Source organism: Vibrio sp. D431a, assembly GCF_030248655.1.
Lineage (GTDB): Bacteria > Pseudomonadota > Gammaproteobacteria > Enterobacterales > Vibrionaceae > Vibrio > Vibrio alginolyticus.
Genome location: NZ_JAHGAP010000027.1, coordinates 90360 through 109776, shown reverse-complemented (window position 1 = coordinate 109776; position 19417 = coordinate 90360). Strand labels below are relative to the sequence as shown.

Below are 19417 nucleotides of genomic sequence, written 5' to 3'. Positions count from 1 at the left end.
GTGGGGCGCATACTAACGGTACGTCTTATGGATAACCGTGAGAAAGATCTCACAAAGCTCTAAATTATCCAACTTGTTAAACATATTAATAGAATTTTTAACTATAGATCACATTTATTAGGTGATACGTCCTAGTAAATAATCCGGAGAGATTCAGCGTTATGGATCAAATGTCAGGTGCAGAGTGTCCTCTACATACGTTAGACCGCACAGAGCAACCTCAACCAACGCCACTAGAACCGATGACGTTTCCTCTGCACGGTGCGAGGTTAATCGAGGCATCAGCAGGTACAGGTAAAACCTTCACTATTGCAGGTTTATATCTGCGTCTTTTGCTTGGTCATGGCAGCGCGGAAACTCGACATCGCGTACCGCTTACGGTCGACCAAATTCTGGTTGTAACCTTTACCGAAGCGGCAACTGCGGAATTACGCGATCGTATCAGGGCAAGAATCCATGATGCGCGAATCGCGTTTGCGCGTGGACAGAGTTCCGACCCGGTGATCCAACCTTTGCTTAATGAGTTTGACGATCACAAGCAAGCCGCAGAAATTTTATTGCAGGCAGAGCGTCAGATGGACGAGGCGGCGGTCTACACCATTCACGGTTTTTGCCAACGTATGCTAACGCAAAATGCGTTTGAATCTGGCAGCCGATTTAATAACGAGTTTGTGACCGATGAAAGTCACCTAAAAGCGCAAGTTGTAGCCGATTACTGGCGCCGCAATTTCTACCCGTTGCCATTTACCTTGGCTGGGGAAATTCGCCAGCTATGGAGCTCTCCATCTGCGTTGTTGTCTAACATCAGCAATTACTTAACCGGTGCGCCGCTAAGCCTTTCTGTTCCTGCTATGAAAGGTAGTTTGGCTGATCTTCATACTGAAAATTTGAAAAAAATTGATGAATTAAAAGCACAGTGGCGAGAAAGCCAAGATGACTTCTTAACGCTGATTTCAGATTCAGATATTAACAAACGCAGCTACACCAAAAAGTCTCTGCCGACGTGGTTGGAGGCGGTGAATGCTTGGGCGGCAACGGAAACCACAGGTTACGATTATCCAGACAAGCTGGAGAAATTCGCGCAAAACGTCTTGTTGGAAAAAACACCGAAAGGCAGTGCGCCGCAGCATGCGGTATTTGAAGCCATTGAAACATTTCTTGCCAATCCAATCAGCTTAAAAGCGCCACTGCTTGCTCATGCGATTGAGCATTGTCGTGTGATGCTGGCCAACGCGAAAAATCAAAAACAGTGGCTCTCTTTCGATGATTTGCTGACGCAACTTTCTGCTTCTATCGATACGGACGAAAGCGAGCTTTTAGCGGCGCGTATTCGTACTTTGTACCCTGTCGCAATGATTGACGAGTTCCAAGATACCGACCCGCTTCAATACAGTATTTTCAGCCGTATTTATCTGAACAACCCGGAATGTGGTTTGTTTATGATCGGTGACCCCAAGCAGGCGATTTATGGCTTTCGTGGCGCAGACATTTTCACTTATATCAAAGCGCGTAACCAAGTAAGTGCCCACTACACGTTAGGAACCAACTGGCGTTCTAGCGCAGATATGGTGCAGGCGGTAAACCAAGTATTTGCTTTGCCAGACAGTCCATTTATCTACGATTCGGATATTCCGTTCTTACCCGTTAAGTACAGTCCCAATGCCGAAAAACGCATTTGGACTATGGGTGGCCAAAAGCAACCAGCGCTGACTTATTGGTTGCAAGAAGCGGACGATAAACCGCTACCAAAAGGCGAGTATTTGACTCGAATGGCAGAGGCGACCGCAAGCCAAATCCAAACCATTTTGACGCAGGCTCAACAGGGGCAAGCGTGTCTGGTGAATGGCGAAAAACAGAAAGCGGTTCAAGCGGGCGATATCGCGGTATTGGTTCGAACAGGTAGCGAAGGTCGAATGATCAAACAAGCGTTGGCTGATCAAGGCATTGCCAGCGTGTACCTGTCTAACCGAGACAGTGTGTTTACCAGTTCGGTGGCGCAGGATTTACAGCGTTTGCTGCAAGCGGTGCTGACTCCAGAAAATGACCGTGCGCTGCGTGCAAGTCTTGCTTCTGAGCTGTTTGCCCTTGATGCAGCAAGTTTGGATGCACTTAATAACGATGAAATTGTGTGGGAAAACGCCGTAAACGAATTCAAAGAATATCGCAAACTTTGGGTTCAGCGTGGTGTGCTGCCGATGCTGCGGGCGGTGATCAGCAAACGCCATATTGCCGAGCGATTACTAGAAGAAGGCGCGAGTTCACAGGGTGAAAATGGTGAGCGAGTGCTTACCGATTTAATGCACATCGGTGAACTGCTTCAACAAGCCAGTAATGAACTGGACAGCGATCACGGTCTACTGCGTTGGCTCGCTCAGTCTATCAGTGATGCGGAAAACTGTTTGGGTGGCAGTGATGACCAAATCCAACGTTTAGAATCGGAACGTAACTTAGTGCAGATCGTAACTATTCACAAATCAAAAGGCTTGGAGTATGACCTCGTATTTCTGCCGTTTGTGTTCAGCTATCGAGAAGCCAGTGAAGCCAAATATTACGATGCAGCCAATGACCGCACGGTACTGGATATTACTGGCAACGATGCGTCCATGAAGCAAGCGGATAAAGAGCGTTTGGCGGAAGACTTACGCTTGATATACGTAGCACTAACGCGAGCTGTGTATGCGTGTTTTATCGGTGCCTCACCTTTGCGCAATGGCCGTTCGACCAAAGAGCCAACTGGTGTACACCGCAGTGCGATTGGCTATTTGATTCAAAATGGTCAAGAAGGTGGCATTAACGATTTGCAACAAGGTTTAACAAAGCAACAAGACGAGCTTGATTGTGTCGTTGTGGCCGATCCGCCGCAGCAACTCGAAGAGAAGTACGTAGCGCCACAAGAAGAAATACACGATCTTAGCGCGAAAGAGCTGCAAAACCCTATCGATAGAAACTGGCGCATCACCAGTTATTCTGGCTTGGTCAAGCAAGGCTCTCATCACGCCGAGCATGATGCCACGATTGAGATTACGGGTTTTGATATCGACTCATCTGAAGAGCAAGACGAAGCGGATTTGGTGGAGCCAGAGCGCTCTATTTTTACCTTCCCTCGTGGTGCGCGTCCGGGTACGTTCCTGCACAGCTTGTTTGAGGAAGTTGAATTTACTCAGCCAGCCACTACGGAAGAGAATACACAAATCATCCTTGGCTTGATGGAAAGCGAACAGCTCGATGAAGAGTGGCTACCTATTTTACAGCAATTGATTGATACCGTACTCGCAACGCCGTTGGATGGTAAGTCTTTGCTGCTGAATCAAAAAGCACCGTCGCAACGTTTGGTGGAGATGGAATTTTTGCTGCCGATTGAAGTTTTGTCTGCACCGGCGTTAAACCGAGTCATTCAACGTCACGATCCGTTGTCGGCGAAAGCGGGGGATTTAGGTTTCCAAACCGTGCAAGGCATGCTCAAAGGTTTTATCGACTTGGTGTTTGAACATCAAGGTAAATACTACGTGCTTGACTGGAAATCGAATCATCTTGGCGACGATGTGACGCACTATCATGGTGAGGCTCTGAAATCGGCGATGGCAGATCACCGCTACGATTTGCAGTACCAGATTTATGCGTTAGCCCTGCATCGTTTCCTACGCAGCCGATTGGCCAATTATGATTATGAACAGCACTTTGGTGGCGTGTATTACTTGTTCTTGCGCGGCATGGATGGGCAGAGTGACCACGGCATTTTTGCCGCGAAACCAACTTTCGAGTTCTTACAAGAGATGGATCGTTTGATTGATGGTCAAGTACTTGAAACGCGCTCAACTCAAGCCGGGCAGATGGAGCTACTTTAATGACGACAAATCACAATCTTCATTCTGACCAAGATAGCCTATTGGTAGTGTTGGAACGCTTGGCGCACAAAGGTGCTATTCGTCAGCTCGACTACCAATTCGCCTGTTTTATTGATTCTCAAACGCATGATGAACAGTCGGACAGCCAAGCACTGGCGTTTATCGCTGGTGTTGTCAGTAGTGAGCTTGGTAAAGGACATATCTGTCTGTCTCTGTGCGATGCACAAGGGCAAACTACGGATTTAGCCAGTAAGCTAGGGCTGTTTGGTGAGTCGGCATTGGCGCTTAACACACAGTTGCAAGGCATAGACTGGATTCAAGTATTACAAAATTCCAGCGTGGTCGGCGCGCAAGGAGAAGCCTTGCCTTTAATGTTCGATGGTGAGCGTCTGTATCTGCATCGCTATTGGCATTATGAAGTGACACTGGCGGAAAAGCTCAATCAGCTGGGCGCCGCAGTTAACTTGCAACCACAAGAGTTTGCGCGATTATCGGAGTTGCTCAACCATCTGTTCGCACGCCAATACCATTTTCTGTTTAACGCGTTGGGCAAAGCAGTAGAAGCGGGAAGCAGCAACCAAGTGTTGCGTCAGCAATTGGTGTGTGACCACCTTGATGTGGTCGCAAGCGAATCGTTGGATTGGCACGCCATTGATTCCGTGCTTAGCAATGCGCGCAAGGTTCAAGATTTGCAAATACTGGATGAACTCGTGCCACTCTCAGCTTGTGTGAACTGGCAAAAAGTCGCGGCGGCGGTTGCGTTAACTCGTCGATTTGCTGTGATTTCTGGTGGCCCTGGTACGGGTAAAACGACGACAGTAACCAAATTGCTTGCTGCTTTGATTGAACAGGCGACGCAAGAGAAAAATCTAACCATCAAGCTGGTGGCCCCGACGGGGAAAGCGGCGGCGCGATTAACCGAGTCCATTGGTAAAGCGGTGCAAGAGCTGCCAGTTTCTCCGGAGCTAAAAGCCAAAATTCCGACTGAATCGAGTACCTTACATCGGTTGCTGGGTGCGATTCCTAATAGCGCAGAATTTCGTCACAACAAGCAAAATCCACTGCATTTGGATATTTTGGTTATCGACGAAGCGTCGATGGTCGATTTACCAATGATGTATAAAGTGGTCGATGCCTTACCGAAACATGCGCGGCTGATTTTGCTAGGTGATAAAGATCAACTTGCCTCAGTTGAAGCAGGGGCAGTGTTGGGTGATATCTGTTCGTTCCATGCGTTGGGTTATGGCAAAGAGCAGGCGTCAGCCATCGCAAAACTGACGGGCTTCGATACTTTAGCCCATACGGGTAACAGTGCATCTAGCATTGCCGATAGTTTATGTATGCTGCAAAAGAGTTACCGATTTGACGCTCGCTCAGGCATTGGTCAGTTGGCAAAAGCGGTTAACTCAGGTTCTGCTGCGAGCGTAGATAACGTCTGGGCGCGTGACTTTTCTGACATCGAACATTTCGCGCTAAGTAGTCAACATTACAACCAACTGATGCAGACGTTGGTGCAGGAATACGGTCGTTACCTCAAACGCATTGGACAACAGGAAACTGATCCTAAAACCGGAGAGCCAGAGTCGCTAACGCACAAAGCCAAAGCGGTGTTAGATACCTTCAACCAATGCCGATTGCTGTGCGCGATCCGTGAAGGTGACTTCGGTGTGGCTGGGCTAAACCAACGCATCGAGAAAGCGCTCGCGGCGCGCAAGTTCATTCAAGTTCAGGATGAAATTTGGTATCACGGCAGACCCGTCATGGTTACGCGTAATGATCACGGTTTAGGTTTGTATAACGGTGATATTGGTATTTGCATGCGAGATGACACTGAAGAAGAACCGCGTTTGAAAGTCTTTTTTGAGTTACCTGACGGCAGTGTGAAATCGGTCTTACCGAGCCGAGTACCTGAACATGAAACGGCTTACGCCATGACCATCCATAAATCGCAAGGCAGTGAATTTGATTACACCCTGATGATTTTGCCACCAGACTTTAGCCCGATATTAACCCGTGAGTTGATTTACACAGGCATTACCCGCGCGAAAAAGCGTTTAGCTCTTTACGCCGAACTTAATGTTCTGAAGCGAGGCATTAAGGTGAAAACCACTCGTGCGAGTGGGTTAGTAAAGCGGCTTACGAATTAATTTTTACTTGTGATTGTGACATTTTCGAAGATGATTCTTTGTGGCGGGTCTTATATTTGCCATTTCGTTTTCATGCAAAATGGATTGTTATTGAGTAAGGCTCTTTCTTAGCGATATATTTCTCCTTTCTCATTCACATATCAAAGGCAGCTGAATATGGGATTGCTCGACTCGTCTTTTCTAACCTTCTTTATCGCCGGAGGAGGTACGTTTTTATGGTTCGTTATTATCGGAGCAATTTTTATATTTTTTATACCACTAAAGGTGAAGCGGTTTGCTTTTTATCCGAAACATTATTCAGAAGTAGAGTTAGCTTTAGTCTCGGGTTTTCACTTTGGTGCTTTAGTACATGGTGTAGGCTTAGTTGCGGCGGTCGCTTTACCAACTTTAGCGAGGAGAAGGGGCTTTGCTGATATTCATCAAGTTTGCTCCGGTCTATTCATCGGAATTTGCCGTATTTATATAAGCGTTTTATTGCTTCTAGCTATGATCACTTTAGGCTCAATGGTGGTTTGGATGTCTATTACTTGAGAGCTGGAATAGAAGGTCGGTGAAGTTTGCAGTTATTAGAAGTTTCTTTTATTACATTTTTTGTTGCAGGTGCTTTGTTAGTTTTTTGGTACCTGATAGTAGGTATTTTGCTTATTGTTATCACGCCGCAAAAAGTAAAGCACTATGCGTATACTAGTGAGCACTATACAGATATTGAGCTTGCTTTAGTTTCTGGATTTCACTTTGGGGCCTTAATACATGGATTAGCTCTTGTTGCCGCAGTTGCATTTCCTAAGTTGGCCAAAAAAAGAAAGCTAACAGATATTCGTAGAGTTTGCCCAAAGTGGTTCATAAGTATTGGGCTAGTGTACTGGACTATTTTAATCTTTATCGTAGTCACTATTTTTGCATCTTTGTTAGCTATGATTTTGTTTTGAATTAATTACGTACGTAAAAGAAGACCGAGCTTATGGCTCGGTCTTCTTTTATGCATGTTTTGCAAACGCATTGGTAAAAGACACGCTGCGTATTTTGTATTGCTGTTGATAAGCAAGAATAAAATCTCGGATAGCGTCATTTACGGGGAAAACACAGTGGACGTCTAGGCCTTCTAAAAACTGATTGTCAGCCATATCCCAGAAGCTTTGAAGCGAATTACAAATGATTGTTCTCATAACAGTGCTCGTCTCGGCTTATTTAAAGTCAGATTAACAACTGTCCTTGGTGTGCAATACGGAGCTAACTAGTTTTTCAATTGCCCAGTATTTTAGGGTGAAGGCTACATTACATCACCTAGATCCATTTCGTATTGGTTAAAAACCAATCACTAGCGAGCAGAGTATAGCCAACCAAATGTATATTTAAAAGATAAAATTGGAACAAAAATCAAGCAATGGTTTGCGCATTTCTAAGTTGGGTTTACATGATGACCCGCTAGTCCGGAGTAGGGTTTATGTGTGGCCTTATTCCTCAACAAACTCGTTCCTAAACAAGCTCGATGTGCAGGGTTGAGCGTGAATGAACTGAATCCCGCACCTTGAGGTTTTGGTATAGCGGAACGTTAAGTTTCGCTCCCTGGTTTAAGGTTAAGCTATAAATCTAACGCTAAGATTTTTGACTTACGCTGGAAGTTATATAACCCTTGTTTGGCTCCAGGCAAATAGTCGACACTGACTTCGTAAAAACCTTGCTCTCTAAACCAATGCAAACTGTGTGTCGTGAGGACAAAAATCTGATCAATGGTTTCGGATTTAGAACGATGTTTCATGTAGTTGAGCAGTAACAAACCTCGGTTTCCATCACGATAGTCAGGGTGAATCGCTACGCAAGCCATCTCAGCTTTACGCTCTTCTGGGTATGGATAAAGGGCAGCACAGCCAATAATCAAGCCGTCTTTTTCGATGATGGTAAATTTTCCAATCTCTTGCTCTAGCTGTTCTCGAGAGCGCCTAACCAGTACACCTTGTTCTTCTAACGGGCGAATGAGGTCTAAGATACCGCCAATATCGTCAATATTAGCTTGCCTCACTTGTTCAGCACTCGCCATAACAACTTGGGTACCGATACCGTCGAAAGAGAACAACTCCTGAATTAAGGCGCCATCTACTTTATAACTGATCAAGTGGCTACGAGGTACTCCGGCACGGCAAGCGGCAATAGAGCCTTTAAGAAAGCGCAGTGTTCCAGTGTTGTAATCTAGGTCAGGAGACGTATTTTCAGAGAGCGTTTTGATGACATGCTCCGCCTCAATTGGTAGTAACTCGGCGACAGCATTGCCGTTGTCATCAATGACACCTTGTTCGGAGCAAAAACCAATCAGCTTATCCGCACCCAGCTTTATCGCTAGTTGGGTGGCGACTTCTTCCGATAATAAATTGAAGCACTCGCCAGTCACAGAGCTAGCAATGGGACCTAGCAGAACAATTGAACCTTGATCAAGAGTGCGGTTGATAGCATCGGTGTCAATGCGGCGAATGCGTCCACTATGGCAATAGTCCACACCATCATCAACGCCGAGTGGCTGAGCAATGATGTAGTTTCCGCTAACGACATTGAGCTGGGTGCCTGCCATCGGAGTGTTGTTGAGGCTCATTGATAGGCGCGCAGTAATCGCAAGTTGAAGTTGTCCGGCAGCTTGCATAACAAAAGATAAAGCCGATTCATCCGTAATGCGGATATTTTTGTGGTAAGGCGTAGTGAGGTCTTGTTTTTCTAGCAGCTGATTAATTTGAGGACGTGCACCATACACCACCACGACTTTGATTCCGAGGCTGTGCATGAGTGCGATATCATTAATAATATTGCCAAAATTTTTGTGTGCGACGGCTTCTCCGCCCAGCATGATCACCATGGTTTTTCCGCGGTGAGCATTGACATAAGGTGTTGATTGACGGAATCCTTTTACGAGAGCAGTACTACGAATTTTCACTACAGCCATTCCTTTGTTTAATTATGTTAAAATGATGCCTTTTTATTCACTCGGTGGCAAGGTGAAATTTTGGAATAAAGCACAAACATATTGAGGTAGGTTCTTGGTCCCGTTAAGAGGGAAGGTTACAATGGTGGCGTCTTTCCTCAATACGTGAACCTCATGTCTTCTGCTGTTAATAAGAATGCTGCGATCACTGCTTCAAATCTGTCAAAAACGTCATCTAAATCAATGCTTCGTAAGTGGCTAGAGCGTTCTCTCATGCTTATAGCGATAGTTGGAACCGTTGTCGTGTGCATGCTGTATAGTGATTTGATTACTCGAACCATTAATCCGCCCATTCCCAAATCGACAATTTATGGTCGCTGGGTTGAGCAAGATGTTGCGCCTTATGCTCGTGAAGAATTTGTGTTGAGTGAGCGCGGTGTTACCGTAAATGGTTCTACAGTGGCGACCAGTTTTGAATTCGATGGGGATTCGTTTTCGTATCGAGTGGGTTCAAATGAGCGGAACTTCAATTTTGTGGGTAAGCAGCATGCAGAAATGAAGCTGGATGCCAATGCACATTATCTACCTGTATTCCGTTTAGAGGGGCGTGCAAGGATTGCGGTAAGATAGTCGTTTTTATCTTTGTCTGTTAAGCAGAGATCTCTTGCGTCTGTGAGTCACATGGATGATCACAATTTCATCTCTCAATCAGTAAATCTTACTTTCAAACATAATCCGGACAATTCCGTAATTCTTCCGCTGCTATCATGTTGTATTAACTGAATGAATTCACAACGAGTAAACGGATTGGCTTAGCGTTGAAACATTTTGTCGTTGCTTTTCAATTGCACCGTATGCATTTGTTTGCCATCCTTTTGCTATTCTCTTTTACGGAAAAGACACGTGTTAAAAAAACTCCTTCCTATTATCTCTTTGAGCCTACTCTTTGGCTGTGCTCAACAAAATGATCGTGCTCAGCAATATCTTGATGGTGAGTTTCCTCAGATCCTCAATCAAGTGGATGTGGTTGAGTCTAACAAACCACGCGATTTTACTGAATTTAACAAGCAAGCTGAGCAAGTGGTGATAAAGTCACCATCCATGGCGAAGATGTACCAACCGCTATATCAACGATTAAGTGAGTGGGCGCAACAGAGCGGAGATACCAGTGCGTTGAGTGCGTTTGGCATTCAAGCCGCGCAATTGGGTGGTGGTGATAAAAAAGGTAATGTGTTGTTTACCGGATACTTCTCTCCCGTGATGGAACTGCGTCATACACCAAACGACATTTTTAAGTACCCAGTTTATGGCAAGCCAAACTGCTCATCAGATTGTCCGACTCGCGCGGAGATCTACAATGGAGCACTAGATGGACAAGGTTTAGTGCTAGGTTATGCGCCTAATCGTATTGACCCGTTTATGATGGAAGTGCAGGGCAGTGGCTATGTGCATTTTGAAGATGATGATACGTTGGAGTACTTCGCGTACGCAGGGAAAAATAATAAAGCTTACGTTAGTATTGGCCGCATTTTGATTGAACGTGGTGAAGTGCCGCGTGAAAAAATGTCTCTCAAAGCGATTAAAGAGTGGGTGATGGACAACGACGACGCAACAGTACGCGAGTTGTTGGAGCAAAACCCTTCTTACGTTTTCTTTGCGCCAAAAGCGGAAGCGCCAGTAACGGGATCGGCTGGTATTCCTTTGTTGCCAATGGCCGCGGTCGCGGGTGACCGTTCTATCTTACCAATGGGCACACCAATCTTGGCGGAAGTACCATTGCTGAATGCGGATGGTACGTGGAGCGGTGCGCATCAACTGCGAATGCTGATCGTTTTAGACACTGGTGGTGCGGTAAAACAGAACCATTTGGATCTGTATCATGGTATTGGTGCGAGAGCGGGAACGGAAGCAGGGCACTACAAGCATTTTGGTCGAGTGTGGAAACTTGGGCTGGAAAACTCACCAACTCAAGCGCCTTGGGCTTTACCGCCAGAAAAGCTACAATAGCGACCCAAGAAAGAGGAACCGCCTCTTATCTAGACATTTCATCAAAGAGTGCGTATAAATCGCACTCTTTGTTTTTCTATCGATCATCTGGACTTCAATATGCGTGAACTCGATACCCCAGCATCTGACAGCTACAATCAACGCTTTGGCGGCACTCGTCGTCTTTATGGCAACAGTGAAGTGGACATTCTTCGCGCTGCACACGTTTGTGTTATTGGTATTGGTGGCGTGGGTTCATGGGCGGTCGAAGCGCTGGCCCGTACCGGGATCGGTGAGCTGACTCTGATTGATATGGACGATGTTTGTGTCACGAATATTAACCGCCAAATTCATGCGATGACGGGCACCGTTGGCCAAAGCAAAATTGAAGTGATGGCCGAGCGTGTCAAATTGATCAACCCAGAGTGTAAAGTCAATCTGATTGATGATTTCATCACGCCAGACAATCAACATGAGTACTTAAGCAAAGAGTTTGATTACGTGCTAGATGCGATTGACAGCGTAAAAGCGAAGGCGTCTTTGTTGGCGTATTGCCGCAGCAACAAGATCAAAGTGATCACTACGGGGGGCGCTGGTGGTCAGGTTGACCCAACGCAGATCATGGTCGCTGACTTAACGAAAACGATCCAAGATCCTCTAGCGAAGAAAATCAAAGACACCCTGCGTCGTCATCATAACTTCCCTAAGAACCCGGCTCGTAAGTTTGGTATTGATTGCGTATTTTCAACCGAGCAGCTGAAGTACCCTCAAGCAGATGGTTCAGTGTGTGGTGTGAAGTCGACAGCGGAAGGTCCAAAACGTATGGATTGTGCTAGCGGCTTTGGGGCGGCGACTGTGGTAACTGCAACGTTTGGCTTTGTCGCAGTATCGCGAATCGTTGAGAAGTTGATTTCAAAATATAAGAAGTAAACTAGAAGAAGAGCGCATCATGACAGATTTTCCCGTTTCTCCATTTGGTACAGATATCACCAGCGAAGACATTGTAGCGACTATGCAGCAATTTAAAGGCTGGGAAGATAGTTACCGTCAGGTTATTCAGTGGGGTAAAAAGCTGCCAAAAATGCCAGAAGAGCTGAAATCAGAACAAGTTACCGTTTCGGGTTGTGAAAGCTTGGTGTGGTTAGTGAGCCAAGAGCAAGATGGCGTTTGGCATTTTTGTGCGGACTCCGATGCGCGTATCGTCCGTGGATTGATTGCCTTGGTGATGGCGGCTTATGACGGAAAAACGGCCGATCAAATTCAAGCTTTTGATATTGATGCTTATTTTGATCAGATGGGGCTTGTCTCCCATTTAAGCCCGTCACGTGGTAATGGCTTGAAAGCTATTGTAGAGCAGATTAAGCAAACCGCCGTGTAACGAGTCATTTTCCCAATTCTTAAAAAACGCCGAATAGCCTAGCTGTTTGGCGTTTTTTGTATCTGAGTTGAGATATTTTTTGCATATGGATAAAAAGTATGCAAATGGTCGACTATTTTAGCGTTAATTAACCATTCTATTGATCCTGGTTCATTATATTGCCCACTTGGTTTTTATAAACTCAATTGTATTTAAAATTTGTCTATATTAGATAATAGACATATGCCCCATTCGCTCCTATTCCCCAATGTGGAAACACACTTGGAAGCGATTGGGTTACTTAGATACAAATGCTAGGAACCTCCCTATATGCAATTCACCTTGGAACATGCGCAAGACGTGTTATCCGGAATGCCAGACCCCACTTTTATTCTGAGTGAAGATGGTATCTATATTGATGTTTTTGGAGGAACAGATAAAAAAGCCTATCACGATGGAAGCAATTTGATAGGTAAGACACTTCACGGCGTACTTGAAAAAGATAAAGCTGACTGGTTTATCGAGCAGATCAGTCGATCACTGAAACAAGACAGTATTGTGACGATCGAGTACAAGATGTGCGCCGACAGCATTCAGGGAATAGATGCTAACAGTGGGCCAAGAGGCGACCTATACTACGAAGGCAAGATCTGCCCACTCGCTATAAAATACCGGGGTCGTCGCGTTGTCCTTATTCTTACACGCAACATCTCCAATCGCCACCGAGTTGAAACCCTTCTTCGCCATCAAAGCCAAATAGATGCTCTCACCAATATCTACAACCGACGTGTTTTTTTCGAAAAGCTCACAGAAGAGGTCATTAAAGCTCAAGAGCCGAACTATCACTCCGCGTTGTTATTGTTTGATTTGGACTTTTTTAAAGTCATTAATGATAAACGTGGTCATGATGCGGGAGACCATGTCTTAGAAACGTTAGCTGATTTGGTTTCTCACTTACTCGTCAAAGATGAAATTTTCGCAAGAGTCGGAGGGGAGGAGTTTGCGATTATTTTGCCAGAAACTTCTCTGTCGGCGGCGAAAGAGGTAGGAGAGGAAGTACGTTCCCACATTCAAAATTGTCAGTTCGAATTTGAAAAGATTGAAATTCCGGTCACGGTGAGTGTAGGCGTGGTGGAAATAGGCAGAAATGAAACCACCAAACGTTTGTATGCGCATGCAGATAAAGCGCTTTATGCTGCGAAAAGAAATGGCAGAAATTGCGTGGCGACTCTGGATAGGCAGATGGAGTAACCTTGTTGGTTACTCCAAATCAAACCGTTGGCGTTATAGCATGTCGACGGCTTTTTCTACGGCGGCGATGAGTCTTTCCACATCGTTCGTCGTGTTATAAATACCAAAAGAGACGCGTACCGTGCCTTTCACATTTAGCGCATCCATCAATGGGTGAGCGCAGTGGTGCCCTGCTCGTACCGCAATGCCTTGTTGATCGAGCAGCGTCGCAATATCTTGGTGATGAACGCCGTCCATGACGAACGTCAGTACAGAGGCATTCGGTTGATAGCCTAGAATATGAATGTCATCCAAAGCGCTTAGTGCTTGGTAGGCCTTATCCTGAAGCGCATGGAGATGAGTCTCTACTTCGTGATGGTCAAAACCTTGGTACCACTCAATGGCTTTCGCTAGAGCAATCGCGCCCGCAACGTTTGGTGTGCCCGCTTCAAATTTTCCAGGAAGTGCAGAAAACGTCGTTTTTTCGAAAGAAACGCGTTCAACCATTTTACCGCCGCCGTGCCATGGTGGCATGGCTTCCAAAAGTTCAAGCTTGCCGTATAAAACCCCAATGCCTGCTGGTGCATAAAGTTTGTGACCTGAGAAAACGTAGAAATCGATATCTGATGCCGATAAATCAAGTTGCTCATGTACGATGCCTTGCGCGCCATCAACTACAATAACCGCGCCAACGTTGTGCGCCAGTTCAGTGATTTTTTCTATAGGTTGGCGTGTGCCTGTTACGTTGGTTATTTGCGCGCAAGCAACAATTTTACAGCGGTCAGACAGAAGCGCCTCAAATGCACTGATGTCGAACTGGCAATCTGATGTCATCGGAACTTTAATGACTTTAGCACCCGTTTGCTCTGCCACGATTTGCCAGGGCACGATGTTGGCGTGGTGCTCCATCTCGCTAATCAAGATCTCATCACCTGGTTGTAACGTGCTACGGGCGTAGGTTTGAGCAATTAAGTTCAGTGCTTCGGTTGCGCCCCGTGTCCAAATGATCTCTTTAGAGCTGTTTGCACCAATAAAGCTTGCCACTCGTTCTCGTGCCGCTTCAAATTGGCTGGTGGCATTAGCCGTTAAACTATGGCTGCCACGGTGAACATTGGCATTTTGCGCACTGTAGTAATGACTGATGACATTAATCACACATTGCGGTTTTTGCGTTGTCGCTGCGCTATCTAGATACACTAAGGGCGTATCGTTGACGGATTGGTTTAGAGCAGGAAATTGCTCGCGTACAGCATTTACGTCAAACATTATTCCTCACCAAGCTTGTGGTAGTGCAGAGTAGGCAGAGGGATCATTGGTTCAGCAACTGACCATGCGTGTTTTTTACCTGAGAGTTGAATGATTACTTCCATCGCGAACTCTAAAGCTGTACCCGGACCTTGACTGGTGATCAGGTTGTGGTTGATATCAAAGGTCACGCGTTTGCTGCGCCACTTCTCTTCCGGGATATGTGACTGAAAGCTCGGGTGACAGGTCATCAGTGATTGTGGGAAAAGATCATGGTGTTGCAATACCAACGCCGGTGCTGCGCAGATAGCAGCGACCAATTTTCCCTCGTAGATGTGCTGCTTAAGGATTTCTATCATCACCGTGCTATCACGAAAAATTTCTGCACCACCAACACCACCAGAAAGCGCTATGGCGTCAAACTCATCATCAGCGATATCGACTAGCTTACAATCGGCAGTTAGTGTGACTCCGCGAGAAGCTTTCATCGTCAATGAGCCATCAAAAGCAGCACTCGCTACTGTAACGTCATAACCCGCGCGAACCATCATGTCGATAACGGTGACGGCTTCCATTTCTTCGGTGCCTGGAGCTATTGGCACTAAGATTTTCTTACTCATTGTTCTGTCCAGCTTTGTTCTATTTGTTTGATGCGTTGGTAAAGTTTTAAATTCTCAGGCGTATTGATACGATGTTTCTCGGCAGCCTTTAACAAGTATCCGGTTATAAAATCAATTTCCGTTCGACGTTGATGGAATACGTCTTGCCTCATTGAAGAATAGTTCTCAGCTGTGGCGTTCACCACTTGCATTACCGTATCGAAAAGAGAGCGAAACTCGATAGCAATACCTTCTTTACTCATTACTTCAACCAGTTCTTGAGTGATGCTTTCGAGTTGTATCTTAAACTCGGGCTGCGCAAGCTCACCATTCTTACACTGGTGAATCGCAGTCAGTGGGTTAATCGCGCAGTTAATTGCTAACTTAGTCCATAACGCAGATTGGATGTGTGGATTCCAAATGACCTCTGGAAGAGCATGATGCATAACATCTTGCAGAAAAGCGCACTGCATTCCTTTGTCATTATAACCACCCGCTTGCGTTGTTCCGTGACCGGTATGCAATACGTGTTGGTTATCTGGTTTGTATGCGCCGTGCGTCGTTGTTGCGAGCACTATCGGATTGTTTGGCACAACCTTCTCCAAGGCAGAGGCAGTACCCATACCATTGTGCATCAGCATGATAATCGTGTCTGTATTGATATGAGGGAGCAAAGGCTGAATGGCGTCTTCCACTTGCCAAGCTTTTACCGTGATCAAAATGAGATCTGCTTTATTTACGGAGGAAATATCTTGATTACTGAATACGATTGCGGGTGTGTCATCCAACTGAAGTGATTGTTGGCTTTCAGAACTTCTTCCCCACAATGAAACATTGTGCCCGGCAAGCTTAAATTTTGTTGCCCAGAGTGAGCCCACCGCACCTGGACCGAGGATAAGGATATTCACCAAACGCTCTCATTAAAAAGGTTTGCTGCAAGGATAATGAGGGAAAAAAGGAAAGCAAATAAAAATGGCGCCGAAAGGCGCCATTTTTGAGCAAACTTAGTGGTTCAATTAGAACTTGTAAGTTACAGCAAGGTAGTGGCCAAAGCCAGTTGACTTGAACCCATCAGTATCTTTGATACCGTACACGTCTTTGTAACCTTTTAGACCGTAACCCACTGCGAAGCGGTCTGAGTGCCAGTAGATACCGTTGAACATTGCACCACCGTTTGACGCGGTTGAACCAAACTTGTTACCAGCATCATCATCCATACCGAATTGGTAATCGATGTAGCCTTGGTAAGAAATGAATGAACCGTTCTCGAAGAAGTAGAATGGTTTGAACCAGTTAGTCGAGATTTGGAAACCGTTCCAATCCTTTTTGTTGCCGTCGTAAGTGCCGTATAGGTTAACACCAACTTTACCAAACCAAGGAACCATTACGTCAGAACCTAGACCGATTTTTTGAGAGTTAACACCAGAGTTACCACCCCACTCGATTAGAGTTGCAACGTATAGCTCTTGAACTGGACCGAAAGATAGGTCTTTACCAGTTACCGCATCTAGAGACATACGTGGAGCGAATTTCATAAAGATCTTCTCTGCGCCAGCTTTGTCGCTACCTGGATCAGAAGTTAGGTTGAATACATCAACGTAGCCGTAAAGGTCGAAGATACCAGAGCGGCCGCCGAATTCCATTTCTAGGTAGTCGTGTGAAGACTCACCTGGAAGTTCGTCAAATGCACCCATTAGGTTAAATTGCATCCACTTGTAATCGTTTTTGTGAATATCGCCGTCAGAGTAATCTGCCGCCATAACTGGAGCTGAAGTAGCCGCTAGAAGGCTAAGAGCTAAAAGTGATTTACGCATAAGGGGACTCTCTATGTTTGTAATGATTTAGAACACGCAATCTGTGCTGCGCTTTCCAATTGGCGGGAATAATAGCGATAAAAATCCCAAATGAAAGTGATAAAGGGTGCAAAATGAAACGTTTTTGGTGAGTTGCATCACGAAATTATCTTTATTTACGGAACTTTTTGTTTGTTGCATTTTATTGCAATAAATGTGTGATTTGGATCGTTTGCGTGAGCGATTTTATGACTTTTTAAGCCAGTCGATTAACCAACATAAATCGTTAGTGATCGGAGTGATAAGGGATTCGTATGTATCCGTGAATCAAAGAGGACGTTTGAATGAAAGAAGTCATGTTATTCCCACTCACTTCAGTTGTACTCCCTGAAGGTAAAATGAATCTGCGCATTTTTGAGCCACGATATAAGCGAATGGTAAAGGAATGCAGCCTACAAAATGTGGGTTTTGGAGTTTGCCTAGTAGGAAGTGAAGGTGACCCTAAAGACGTGGGTAACGTTTCATCTATCGGAACTTTGGTCAGGATTGTTGATTTTGAAACACTCAGTGATGGTCTTCTTGGTATTACAGTCGCTGGTGAGAAACGCTTTGTTGTCAAACGAGTTCGTGCAGATGCGGACGGCTTACGCCATGCAGAGGTCGAATGGTTAGACAATTGGCAACATCCAGACAACTCACCAGATTTCTTCTATTTAAGCCAGCAGTTATCCCATGTTTATGAAGAGTTTCCTCAACTTGGAAACCTCTACCAGCATCGTTTTTACGATGACTCAGCTTGGGTGACCCAGCGCTGGCTTGAATTACTTCCTTTAGACTGCAATCTGTTCGAACAGCTCGTTGGCGCAGAGAACTGCATTCCTGCGTTGCAATTTCTGACAGAAGCCATAGAAGCCCCGACTAACAAAGAGGCAAGGATATGAAAGGATTTGGCAGAGCTGCGCTAACTATGGTGGCGGCATTAGGACTGGCGGCGTGTGGCTCCGACAGTGACACTATCGAGTATTCCAATTTACAAGCAGTGCACGCGTCTTCTGATGCGCCGCTTGCAAATGTGTGGATCAACGATAAACCATCATTAACGAATGTTGATTATGGTGTGGGATCTGGCTACGTTAAATTGCGAGAGGGGATGAATTCGATTCAGGTCGATGTTCAGCTCCCAGGTAATGAAACCGCGACCGTAATACCTAAAACAGAACTAGATCTTGATTCCGACCTCAATTATAACGTGTTCGTTGTTGGCGATGCCGATGGTTCGCCAAACCCAGTTGAGCCTTTAGTTGTGACTCGCAGCGCCGATTCAATGGCTGATGCCAATAGTCTAGATGTTCAAGTTGTTCATGCAGCTTCAGGCGTTCCTGCTGTTGATCTTTATGTCACTGAGCCAGGTGTTGCTCTTGCTAGCGCGACTCCAATAACTAACCTTGCTTACAAAGCTTCTACCGACGTATTGAACATCCCAGCTGGTGAGTATCAAGTTCGACTTGCCGTAGGAGACAGCGTTGCTTTTGACTCCGGCACAGTACCTCTTGCGGCTAATTCCAACTTGACGATTGCCGCTATCGGCACAGGAGATTCGAATAGCACGTCACCTGTCAAACTCTTGGTGTTGGACGGTTCGGGCTCTTCTATAATTGAAGATATGGGCAGCCAAGCTGAAGTAAGAGTCGGACACCTTGTCGATGGAGCGCCAGTCGTCGATGTTAACGTTAACGGGGCGGCCTTCGCTCCTCTTGCCGACTTAGCGTTCAAAGAGATTCGTGGTTATTTGGATCTTGCTGCTGGCGCTTACGATATTGACGTTTACGTGGATGGCACAACAACCAATCCGATCATAGATGTTGACGGGTTAATGGTTGCAGGTGGAATGGATTACAGTGTTTATGCAGTCGGTGTTGTTAGCCCAGCGATTGATATCGAAGCTCTGGTTGTTGAAGATATGAGACGCGCTGTGGCGACTAGCGCGACATTGAATGTGACACACGCTGCGGCTAATCCTATAGCGGAAATGGTGGATATTTACCTCACTACGAGTGCAGGAATAGATGGAAGTGATCCAACTATTGCTAATTTTGCGTATAAAAATAGCGTACAAGGATTATATGTCGCTGAAGGTACATATTATGTAACGGTAACAGTGGCTGGTAACCCAAGTATTGTTGCGGTTGACTCAGCACCAGTCAATGTAATGAACGGTGTTGTGTACCAAGTCGTTGCCATTGATGATGGGAACAACGGTGGTTTCAACTTGTTGGTCGATGACGTGACCGATTAGGACGAATGGGA

The 19417-nt window shown here is 45.7% G+C and carries 17 protein-coding genes; 11 read left to right on the top strand and 6 right to left on the bottom strand.

All coding sequences use genetic code 11. The features are described from left to right. Positions 1–170 precede the first annotated feature (170 nt). The 4 genes from recB (at position 171) to KJB35_RS21905 (ending at position 6921) form a co-directional block, all read left to right on the top strand. On the top strand, positions 171–3845 hold the full coding sequence (gene recB, locus KJB35_RS21920; RefSeq protein WP_213908250.1) for an exodeoxyribonuclease V subunit beta: 3675 nt from the start codon (positions 171–173) through the stop codon (positions 3843–3845). Then, positions 3845–5992 (top strand): exodeoxyribonuclease V subunit alpha, encoded by a 2148-nt coding sequence (recD, locus tag KJB35_RS21915; RefSeq protein WP_213908242.1) that lies wholly within the window; start codon positions 3845–3847, stop codon positions 5990–5992. The genes recB and recD overlap by 1 nt, the downstream gene beginning before the upstream one ends. A gap of 156 nt (positions 5993–6148) precedes the next feature. Further along, the gene (locus KJB35_RS21910) at positions 6149–6523 is read left to right on the top strand and encodes a hypothetical protein (RefSeq protein ID WP_170890496.1); all 375 of its coding nucleotides are present in this window, start codon (positions 6149–6151) and stop codon (positions 6521–6523) included. A 26-nt stretch (positions 6524–6549) separates the two neighbouring features. After that, entirely contained in the window at positions 6550–6921 is a 372-nt protein-coding gene (locus tag KJB35_RS21905; protein ID WP_031780957.1) for a hypothetical protein, read from the top strand. A gap of 48 nt (positions 6922–6969) precedes the next feature. On the opposite strand, the gene KJB35_RS21900 is transcribed toward KJB35_RS21905, so the two are convergent. Next, entirely contained in the window at positions 6970–7158 is a 189-nt protein-coding gene (locus KJB35_RS21900) for a hypothetical protein (RefSeq protein ID WP_005380230.1), read from the bottom strand. 416 nt (positions 7159–7574) lie between these two features. Beyond that, positions 7575–8912 carry an amino-acid N-acetyltransferase gene (gene argA / locus KJB35_RS21895; RefSeq protein WP_136976875.1) on the bottom strand — a complete coding sequence of 446 codons (1338 nt, stop codon included), beginning with the start codon at positions 8910–8912 and terminating at the stop codon, positions 7575–7577. A gap of 162 nt (positions 8913–9074) precedes the next feature. Between argA and KJB35_RS21890 the strand changes: the two genes are divergently transcribed. From KJB35_RS21890 to KJB35_RS21870, 5 genes are all read left to right on the top strand, one after another. Next, on the top strand, positions 9075–9530 hold the full coding sequence (locus KJB35_RS21890) for a DUF2850 domain-containing protein (RefSeq protein ID WP_213908243.1): 456 nt from the start codon (positions 9075–9077) through the stop codon (positions 9528–9530). Between the two features lie 273 nt (positions 9531–9803). Next, the gene (mltA, locus tag KJB35_RS21885; protein WP_012841480.1) at positions 9804–10907 is read left to right on the top strand and encodes a murein transglycosylase A; all 1104 of its coding nucleotides are present in this window, start codon (positions 9804–9806) and stop codon (positions 10905–10907) included. A 99-nt stretch (positions 10908–11006) separates the two neighbouring features. Then, positions 11007–11816, top strand: a complete 810-nt coding sequence (gene tcdA, locus KJB35_RS21880; RefSeq protein ID WP_005380241.1) for a tRNA cyclic N6-threonylcarbamoyladenosine(37) synthase TcdA — start codon at positions 11007–11009, stop codon at positions 11814–11816. Positions 11817–11835: 19 nt separating this feature from the next. Beyond that, positions 11836–12264, top strand: a complete 429-nt coding sequence (gene csdE, locus KJB35_RS21875; protein WP_064354248.1) for a cysteine desulfurase sulfur acceptor subunit CsdE — start codon at positions 11836–11838, stop codon at positions 12262–12264. A gap of 309 nt (positions 12265–12573) precedes the next feature. Next, positions 12574–13494: a GGDEF domain-containing protein gene (locus KJB35_RS21870; protein ID WP_238843113.1), complete on the top strand. Its 921-nt coding sequence runs from the start codon at positions 12574–12576 to the stop codon at positions 13492–13494. Positions 13495–13527: 33 nt separating this feature from the next. Here the strand turns inward: KJB35_RS21870 and csdA are convergent, their stop codons facing one another. The 4 genes from csdA to KJB35_RS21850 all read right to left on the bottom strand — a co-directional run bounded on the left by csdA (position 13528) and on the right by KJB35_RS21850 (position 17131). Beyond that, positions 13528–14739 (bottom strand): cysteine desulfurase CsdA, encoded by a 1212-nt coding sequence (csdA, locus tag KJB35_RS21865; RefSeq protein WP_213908245.1) that lies wholly within the window; start codon positions 14737–14739, stop codon positions 13528–13530. Then, on the bottom strand, positions 14739–15338 hold the full coding sequence (locus KJB35_RS21860; protein ID WP_006742560.1) for a DJ-1 family glyoxalase III: 600 nt from the start codon (positions 15336–15338) through the stop codon (positions 14739–14741). Before KJB35_RS21860 ends, csdA begins: the two co-directional genes overlap by 1 nt. Continuing rightward, the gene (gene panE, locus KJB35_RS21855; protein WP_017820775.1) at positions 15335–16225 is read right to left on the bottom strand and encodes a 2-dehydropantoate 2-reductase; all 891 of its coding nucleotides are present in this window, start codon (positions 16223–16225) and stop codon (positions 15335–15337) included. Before panE ends, KJB35_RS21860 begins: the two co-directional genes overlap by 4 nt. Before the next feature lie 108 nt (positions 16226–16333). Next, positions 16334–17131 (bottom strand): outer membrane protein OmpK, encoded by a 798-nt coding sequence (locus KJB35_RS21850; protein WP_005385292.1) that lies wholly within the window; start codon positions 17129–17131, stop codon positions 16334–16336. Between the two features lie 323 nt (positions 17132–17454). Between KJB35_RS21850 and KJB35_RS21845 the strand changes: the two genes are divergently transcribed. Both KJB35_RS21845 and KJB35_RS21840 read left to right on the top strand, forming a co-directional pair. Continuing rightward, entirely contained in the window at positions 17455–18051 is a 597-nt protein-coding gene (locus KJB35_RS21845; protein ID WP_005380253.1) for an LON peptidase substrate-binding domain-containing protein, read from the top strand. Beyond that, a complete protein-coding gene (locus KJB35_RS21840; protein WP_005380254.1) occupies positions 18048–19406 on the top strand; it encodes a DUF4397 domain-containing protein in 1359 nt (452 codons plus the stop codon). The genes KJB35_RS21845 and KJB35_RS21840 overlap by 4 nt, the downstream gene beginning before the upstream one ends. Positions 19407–19417: the final 11 nt, after the last annotated feature.